Source organism: Pseudomonas sp. Pseusp97 (assembly GCF_047304025.1).
Lineage (GTDB): Bacteria > Pseudomonadota > Gammaproteobacteria > Pseudomonadales > Pseudomonadaceae > Pseudomonas.
In genome coordinates this window covers 20,638-28,839 of the sequence record NZ_JBGLYK010000055.1, presented here as the reverse complement: position 1 = coordinate 28,839, position 8,202 = coordinate 20,638, and the positions used below count along the sequence as shown (strand labels likewise).

Below are 8,202 nucleotides of genomic sequence, written 5' to 3'. Positions count from 1 at the left end.
GCCCAGAGCATGCCGACCTCAGTGCCAGGGCAGCGGAATGGGCCGCGCCGGCGCCAGGCCGCCGCGGCACTTGAGCACGCGCAGCTGCGCCGGGTTGGCGTCCAGCGCCAGGCGCAATGCGGCGGGCGACGGGTTGAGCGCTTCGCGCTGCGAGCGGTAGGCGATGGCCAGGGTCTGCCCGGTCTCGGCGGCCACCTGCAAACGGCGCAGGGCTCGGTCATCGGCCTGTTGCGGCCAGCACAGTACGGCGCCGCAGCTGCCCGAGCGCAGGCACTGCTCGGCGGCCCAGAGCGCATCGCGACCGCTCGCCTGGACGATGGCGAGTTGCTCCAGCGCCACGCCGGCGGCCTGCCAGGCGGCCGGGTAGGGAATGTGAGGCGGTGCGACCAGCACGATGCGTTCGCCCGCCGCGCTGAGTCGCGCCAGGGTCGGCCACACCAACTGCAATTCGCCGGTGCCTTCGGCGGCCAGGAGGATTTCGCTGAGCGCCGCTTCCGGCCAGCCGCCGGTCGGCAAGGCAGCATCCAGCGCCGCATGACCGGTGGGCTGCTGGCTGGGCGGCAGCGCCTGGAGTTGGCCCTTCCAGACCTGGCGCTGGTGGAACAGGGTATCGAGCGCGACCACGCTGCCCATCACGGCCTCCCGGCCGCCGAACGGCGACGGTCATGCGCCCGGCAGCAGGGCCGGGGGAGGGAAGGGGATGAGGGTTGCATGGGGTTGCTCGGAAATAACTGTATGTATATACAGTTTATCCAGTGGGAAGGCGCCGTCAATGGCGGTTGGTCTGACGGTTATTCGGATGTGCCGGGGCGTTGCTACAGGTCCGTTCCTACCTCTAGGGAATGCGTCCGGTCAGTCTGGTACCATGCCGCGCCGGCCTGCCAGCTGACGCGTGATTGCTCCGCGCCTGGTGACGCCGGTATGCCCCGTTCCTACTCTGCTGCACACAGGCCGCATCGATTGGAAAACCCCCTTGCACGGCAGGGGTGAAGCGCTTTCCGCCGAATCGATGGCGACCTTCTGGAATCCCGATGCACGATCCGATCAAACTCAAGGACCACCAGCAGGAGTCGACGCTGGTCAACCGCCGGCTGATCGCCTGCGGCGCGCTGGTGGCCCTGATGAGCGTGACCCTGGTGGCGAGGATGTATTTCCTCCAGGTCATCGACTACACGACCAACGCCACCGTCTCCGAGAACAACCGCATCCACGTCCTGCCGATCCCGCCGGAGCGCGGGCTGATCTTCGACCGCAACGGCAAGGTGCTCGCCGAGAATCTGCCCAGCTTCAACCTCACCCTGACGCGCGAGCGCGCCGGCAATTCCCAGGCGGTGCTCGACCAGGTGACGGACATCCTCCACCTGAGTCCCGAGCAGCGCCTGCAGTGCGACAAGGTGCTGAAGAAGAGTCGCCATCCCTTCGAGCCGGTCACCCTCCTGCATGACCTGAGCGAGGAGCAGATCGCCCTCATCGAGGTCAATCGCTACAAGCTGCCGGGCATCGACGTGGATGCCGAGTTCGTCCGCCATTATCCCTACGGCGAACACTTCGCCCACTCGGTCGGCTTCGTCGGGCGGATCAACGAGCGCGAGGCGGCGCGGCTGGACAATACCGAGTACCGGGGCACCGAGTACGTCGGCAAGACCGGCATCGAGCACTTCTACGAGCCGCAGCTGCACGGTCATGTGGGCTACGAGGAAGTCGAAACCAACGCCCAGGGCCGCGTCATGCGGGTGCTGAAGAAGGTCCCGCCGGTGGCTGGCGAGAACATCGTGCTGGGCCTGGACGTGGACCTGCAGATCGCCGCCGAAAAGGCGTTGGGCGACCGCCGCGGCTCGGTGGTGGCGCTGGACCCGAATAGCGGGCAGGTGCTGGCGATGGTCAGTAACCCGAGCTTCGATCCGAACCTGTTCGTCAACGGCATCAGCTCGTCGCAGTATGCGCAGCTGCGCGACTCCATCGACCGGCCGCTGTTCAACCGGGCGCTGCGCGGGTTGTATTCGCCGGGCTCGACCATCAAGCCGGTGGTGGCGATCGCCGGCCTGGATACCGGCACCATCACGCCGGCCACGCGGGTCTTCGATCCGGGCTACTTCCAGTTGCCCAACTACGACCACAAGTACCGCAACTGGAACCACAGCGGCGATGGCTGGGTGGACCTCGACACGGCGATCAAGCGTTCCAACGACACTTACTTCTACGACGTCGCGCACAAGCTCGGCATCGACCGCATGCACGACTACCTGACCCGCTTCGGGCTGGGCAGCAAGGTCTCCATCGACATGGCCGAGGAATCCCCCGGCCTGATGCCGTCCCGCGAATGGAAGCGCGCTACCCGCCGCCAGGCCTGGTTCCCCGGCGAGACGGTGATCCTCGGTATCGGCCAGGGCTACATGCAGGTGACGCCGCTGCAGCTGGCCGAAGCGACCTCGCTGATCGCCAGCAAGGGCGCCTGGCACCGTCCGCGCCTGGCCGAATCGGTGGGCGGCGCAGACGTCGTCGACGCCAATCCCATGCCCGACATCCACCTGAGCAATTCCCGCGACTGGGATGCGGTGAACTACGGCATGCAATTGGTCATGCACGATCCGGGCGGCGGCGCGCGGGCCGCGGGGCAGGGCGCGCAGTACCGCATCGCCGGCAAGAGCGGCACCGCGCAGATCGTCGCGATCCGCCAGGGCGAGCGCTACAACCGCCTGAAGACCAGGGAGCGCCACCGCGACAACGCGCTGTTCGTCGGCTTCGCCCCGGCCAGCGCGCCCTCCATCGTGGTCTCGGTGACCATCGAGAACGGCGAGGCCGGTGGTCGCGTGGCCGGCCCGGTGGTACGCGAGATCATGGATGCCTGGTTGCTCGATGCGGATGGCAAGCTGAAGCCGCAGTACGCCGTGCCGGCGGACACGACGTCGGGCAAGCACGCCTGAAACCCTCCGCGACCCAGCCCGCCGCCTGGGTGGGTGGCGGAGCGGTCGGTCAGGTCTGCGCGGTTTCCGTCAGCGCTGCCTGCACCAGGGCGTGCAGCTCCTCGCCCGGATGCTCGGCGTGCCAGGCCTTCAGGTCGCGGCGCATGGCCGGTGTCCAGAAGTTCTGCAGGTGTTGCTGCACGCCGTGGACCGCCAGGGCATGGTCCGATTCGGTGGAGAAGTACTGGCCGATCTGGTTGGCCATCTTGATCAGGTTCTCGACGCTCATCGACGGACCTCGGCTCTTTCCTGGTGGCGGCGTTCCTTGAGCAGGCGCCGCTGTTCGTCGCTGAAGGCCTGGTAGCGCTTCTGCCATTCCGAAGGCTGGAACACCCGCACCACTTCCACCGCCGTGACCTTGTATTCCGGGCAGTTGGTGGCCCAGTCGGAGTTGTCGGTGGTGATCACGTTGGCGCCCGATTCGGGGAAGTGGAAGGTCGTGTAGACCACTCCCGGAGCGACTCGCTCGCTGACCTTGGCGCGCAGCACCGTCTGCCCGGCGCGGCTGCCGATACCGACCCAGTCGCCGTCGCCGATGCCCCGGCTTTCAGCGTCGCTGGGGTGGATTTCCAGACGGTCTTCCTCGTGCCAGGCGACGTTGTCGGTGCGCCGGGTCTGCGCGCCGACGTTGTACTGGCTGAGGATGCGCCCGGTGGTGAGCAGCAGCGGGTAGCGGGCGTTGACCTTCTCCTCGGTGGGCACGTAGCCGGTGAGCATGAAGCGCCCCTTGCCGCGCACGAACTGCTCGATGTGCATGGTCGGCGTGCCATCGGGCGCGGCGTCGTTGCACGGCCATTGCAGGCTGCCGTGGCGATCCAGCTCGGCGTAGCTGACGCGGGTGAAGCTCGGCGTCAGGCGGGCGATCTCGTCCATGATCTGCGCAGGATGCTGGTAGTCCATCGGGTAGCCCAGGGCATTGGCGAGGGCCACGGTGGCTTCCCAGTCGGCCTTGCCGCCCAGCGGCTCCATTACCTTGCGCACGCGGGAGATACGCCGTTCGGCGTTGGTGAAGGTGCCGTCCTTCTCGAGGAAGGAGCTGCCCGGCAGGAACACGTGGGCGAACTTGGCGGTTTCGTTGAGGAAGATGTCCTGCACCACCACGCATTCCATGGCGGCGAGGGCGGCGGTGACGTGCTGGGTATTGGGGTCGCTCTGGGCGATGTCCTCGCCCTGGCAGTACAGCGCCTTGAAGGTGCCGCCCAGCGCCGCTTCGAACATGTTGGGGATGCGCAGGCCGGGGTCGGGCTGCAGGGTCACGCCCCAGGCCTGCTCGAACTGGTTGCGTACGGTCTCGTTGGAGATGTGCCGGTAGCCGGGCAGTTCATGGGGGAAGGAGCCCATGTCGCACGAGCCCTGCACGTTGTTCTGCCCGCGCAGCGGGTTCACCCCGACGCCCTCGCGGCCGACGTTGCCGGTGGCCATGGCGAGGTTGGCGATGCCCATCACCGCGGTGCTGCCCTGGCTGTGTTCGGTGACGCCAAGGCCGTAGTAGATCGCCGCGTTGCCGCCAGTGGCGTAGAGGCGGGCGGCGGCGCGGATTTCTTCGGCGGGCACGCCGCACACCGGGCCGAGCACTTCCGGGGCGTTCTCCGGCAGGCTGACGAAGTCGCGCCAGCGGGCGAAGTCGGCGGCCTCGCAGCGCGCGTCGACGAAGTCCTGCTTGACCAGGCCTTCGGTGACGATGACGTGGGCCAGCGCGTTGAGCATGGCGACGTTGGTGCCGGGGCGCAGTTGCAGGTGCAGCTCGGCGCGGGCGTGGGGCGAGTCGACCAGGTCGATGCGCCGCGGGTCGATGACGATCAGCTGCGCGCCCTGGCGCAGGCGACGCTTGAGCTGCGAGCCGAACACCGGGTGCGCGTCGGTGGGGTTGGCACCCATCACCAGCACCACGTCGGAGTGCATCACCGAATCGAAGCTCTGGGTTCCGGCCGATTCGCCCAGGGTCTGCTTCAGACCGTAGCCGGTGGGCGAGTGGCAGACCCGCGCACAAGTATCGACGTTGTTGTTGCCGAACGCTGCGCGCACCAGTTTCTGCACCAGGTAGGTCTCCTCGTTGGTGCAGCGGCTGGAGGTGATGCCGCCGATGGAGTCGCGCCCGTATTTCAGCTGAATGCGGCGGAATTCGCTGGCGGCGTAGGTGACCGCCTCGTCCCAGCTGACTTCCTGCCAGGGATCGCTGATGTGCTTGCGGATCATCGGCTTGGTGATGCGGTCCGGGTGCGTGGCGTAGCCCCAGGCGAAGCGGCCCTTGACGCAGGAATGGCCGTGGTTGGCCTGGCCGTTCTTGTCCGGGACCATGCGCACCAGCTGGTTGCCCTTCATCTCCGCACGGAAGGAGCAGCCCACGCCGCAATAGGCGCAGGTGGTGATGACGGCGCGTTCCGGCTGGCCGATCTCGACCACGCTCTTTTCCATCAGCGTGGCGGTGGGGCAGGCCTGCACGCAGGCGCCGCAGGAGACGCACTCGGAGTCGAGGAAGTTGTCGCCGCCGGCTGCCGCCACGCGGGACTCGAAGCCGCGCCCCTCGATGGTCAGGGCGAAGGTGCCCTGGGTTTCCTCGCAGGCGCGCACGCAGCGGTTGCAGACGATGCACTTGCTCGGGTCATAGTCGAAGTAGGGGTTGGAGACGTCCTTCGCATCGCTCAGGTGATTGGCGCCGTCATACCCGTAGCGCACCTCGCGCAGGCCGACTTGGCCTGCGACGGTTTGCAGCTCGCAGTTGCCGTTGGCCGAGCAGGTCAGGCAGTCCAGCGGATGGTCGGAGATGTACAGCTCCATCACGTTGCGCCGCAGGTCCGCCAGCTTCGACGTCTGCGTGCGCACCACCATGCCTTCGCTGACCGGCGTGGTGCAGGAGGCCGGGTAGCCGCGCATGCCGTCGATTTCCACCAGGCACATGCGGCACGAGCCGAAGGCTTCCAGGCTGTCGGTGGCGCAGAGTTTCGGAATCGTGGTGCCGAGCATCGCAGCGGCGCGCATCACCGAGGTGCCGGCGGGGACGCTGATCTCGCGGCCGTCGATGCTCAGGCTGACCTGCACGTCGCTGTCGCGGGCCGGTGTGCCGAAATCGACGTCGCTGGTGTTGCCGGCAGTGGACGTGGCGGGATCGAAATAGTTGATCACTGGTCGGCCTCCGAGGTCGCCAGACCGAAGTCGGCGGGGAAGTGCTTGAGGGCGCTGGCCACGGGGAAGGCGGTCATCCCGCCGAGGGCGCAGAGCGAGCCGTATTGCATCGTGTCGCAGAGGTCGGTGAGCAGCCGCGCCTGCTCTTCGCGGGCGCTGATGTCGGTGGCGGCGATCAGCCGGTCCACCACCTCCACGCCGCGGGTCGAGCCGATGCGGCACGGCGTGCACTTGCCACAGGATTCCTCGGCGCAGAACTGCAGGGCGAAGCGTGCCATGCGCGCCATGTCCAGGCTGTCGTCGGCGACCACCACGCCGCCGTGGCCGAGCATGGCGCCGACGGCAGCGAAGGCCTCGTAATCCAGCGGGGTATCGAACTGCGCCGGCGGTACCCAGGCGCCCAGCGGCCGTCCGCTGAAGGCCGCGCAGGTCGGCGGCCCGCTGGCAGTGCCGCCGCCGTAGCCTTCCACCAGCTCGCGCAGGGTCAGGCCGAAGGCGCGTTCCACCAGCCCGCCGTGGCGGACGTTGCCGGCCAGCTGGAAGGGCATGGTGCCCAGCGAGCGGCCCATGCCGAAGTCGCGGTAGAACTGCGCACCCTTGGCCAGGATGATTGGCACCGAGGCCAGGGTGAGCACGTTGTGCACCAGCGTCGGTAGGCCGAACAGACCCTGCAGCGCGGGCAGCGGCGGCTTGGCGCGGACCACGCCGCGTTTTCCTTCGAGCGAGTCCAGCAGGGCGGTTTCCTCGCCGCAGATGTAGGCGCCGGCGCCGACCCGCACTTCCAGCTCGAAGGCGCGACCGCTGCCGCAGACATCCTCACCGAGGTAGCCGGCGTCGCGGGCGATTTTCACCGCCTGGTTGAGGGTGGCGATGGCGTCCGGGTACTCCGAACGCACGTAGAGGTAGCCCATGCTCGCGCCGACGGCGAGACCGGCGATGGCCATGCCCTCGATGAGCAGGAAGGGGTCGCCCTCCATCAGCATGCGGTCGGCGAAGGTGCCGGAGTCACCTTCGTCGGCATTACACACCACGTACTTCTGGCTGCCTGCGGCTTCGCGCACGGTGCGCCATTTGATGCCGGCGGGGAAGGCTGCGCCACCACGACCGCGCAGGCCGGAATCCAGCACGGCCGCGACGACATCGGCGCCGTCCAGGCCGATGGCTCGGGCCAGGCCCTCGAAGCCGCCGTGGGCGCGGTAGTCGTCCAGCGACAGCGGCCGGGTGACGCCGGCGCGGGCAAAGAGCAGGCGCTGCTGGCTCTTCAGGTAGGGAATCTCTTCCACCGGCCCCAGGGCCAGCGGATGGCTGATGGTGCCTGCGCCCAGCGCATCGAGCAGCGCGGGCACATCGCCCACTGTCAGCGGACCGAAGCCCAGCCGGCCGGCGTCGCTGTCCAGCTCCACCAGCGGCTCCAGCCAGTAGAGACCACGGGAGCTGGTGCGCTGGATCTGTACCGGCAGCTGGCGGCGCTCGGCCTCGGTGACCAGCGCGTCGGCCACTTCATCGGCGCCCACCGCGCAGGCCAGCGAATCGCAGGGAACGAACAGCTTCAGCATGCGGCGTCCTCCCGGCAACCCTTCAGCAACTCACGCAAGCGCTCGGAAGTGAGGCGGGCGTGCACGCGGCCGTCCAGCTCCAGCGCCGGCGAGCAGGCACAGGCGCCCAGGCAGTAGACCGGGCGCAGGGTGATGCAGCCGTCGGCGCTGGTGCCGTGGTCGTCCAGCCCCAACTGTTCGCGCAGCTGCGCGGCCAGGGCTTCGGCACCGCGGCTCTGGCACGACTCGGCCCGGCACAGGCGCAGCGTATGGCGGGCCAGGGGCGCAGTGCGGAAGTCGTGGTAGAAGCTGATCACCCCGCGCACCTCGGCGACGCTGAGGTTCAGGGCGTGGGCGATTTCGGGGAGGGCGTCGTCGGGGATGTAGCCGACGCCGTCCTGGATGGCGTGGAGCACCGGCAGCAGCGCGCCGGGCGTGGCCTTGAGACGTTCCAGCACGTCGTGGACCAGGGGCAGGTGAAGCGAATCATCAGGCATACAGCACACCTCGACATCGCAGGCGCCAGCCAGGGCTGGGCCCGGAATCCTTCGGCTGCGGCGTACCGGCCACGTCACGGCTGG

General features: G+C 68.3%; 6 protein-coding genes. 1 reads left to right on the top strand and 5 read right to left on the bottom strand.

Annotation, left to right across the window (positions count from 1 at the left end):
• Positions 1–18: 18 nt before the first annotated feature.
• Positions 19–633 carry a translesion DNA synthesis-associated protein ImuA gene (gene imuA / locus ACCC94_RS12180; RefSeq protein ID WP_413349720.1) on the bottom strand — a complete coding sequence of 205 codons (615 nt, stop codon included), beginning with the start codon at positions 631–633 and terminating at the stop codon, positions 19–21.
• Between the two features lie 398 nt (positions 634–1,031).
• Here imuA and mrdA point away from each other — a divergent pair, with 398 nt between their 5' ends.
• Complete coding sequence (gene mrdA, locus ACCC94_RS12175) at positions 1,032–2,924, top strand: penicillin-binding protein 2 (protein ID WP_413349719.1); 1,893 nt, start codon at positions 1,032–1,034, stop codon at positions 2,922–2,924.
• A gap of 49 nt (positions 2,925–2,973) precedes the next feature.
• Here the strand turns inward: mrdA and ACCC94_RS12170 are convergent, their stop codons facing one another.
• The 4 genes from ACCC94_RS12170 to ACCC94_RS12155 are packed head-to-tail and all read right to left on the bottom strand — an operon-like array spanning position 2,974 to position 8,118.
• Positions 2,974–3,192 carry a formate dehydrogenase subunit delta gene (locus tag ACCC94_RS12170; RefSeq protein WP_413349718.1) on the bottom strand — a complete coding sequence of 73 codons (219 nt, stop codon included), beginning with the start codon at positions 3,190–3,192 and terminating at the stop codon, positions 2,974–2,976.
• The gene (gene fdhF / locus ACCC94_RS12165; RefSeq protein WP_413349717.1) at positions 3,189–6,086 is read right to left on the bottom strand and encodes a formate dehydrogenase subunit alpha; all 2,898 of its coding nucleotides are present in this window, start codon (positions 6,084–6,086) and stop codon (positions 3,189–3,191) included. Before fdhF ends, ACCC94_RS12170 begins: the two co-directional genes overlap by 4 nt.
• A complete protein-coding gene (locus ACCC94_RS12160; RefSeq protein ID WP_413349716.1) occupies positions 6,083–7,642 on the bottom strand; it encodes a formate dehydrogenase beta subunit in 1,560 nt (519 codons plus the stop codon). The genes fdhF and ACCC94_RS12160 overlap by 4 nt, the downstream gene beginning before the upstream one ends.
• A complete protein-coding gene (locus ACCC94_RS12155) occupies positions 7,636–8,118 on the bottom strand; it encodes a formate dehydrogenase subunit gamma (RefSeq protein WP_413349715.1) in 483 nt (160 codons plus the stop codon). The genes ACCC94_RS12160 and ACCC94_RS12155 overlap by 7 nt, the downstream gene beginning before the upstream one ends.
• Positions 8,119–8,202 lie beyond the last annotated feature (84 nt).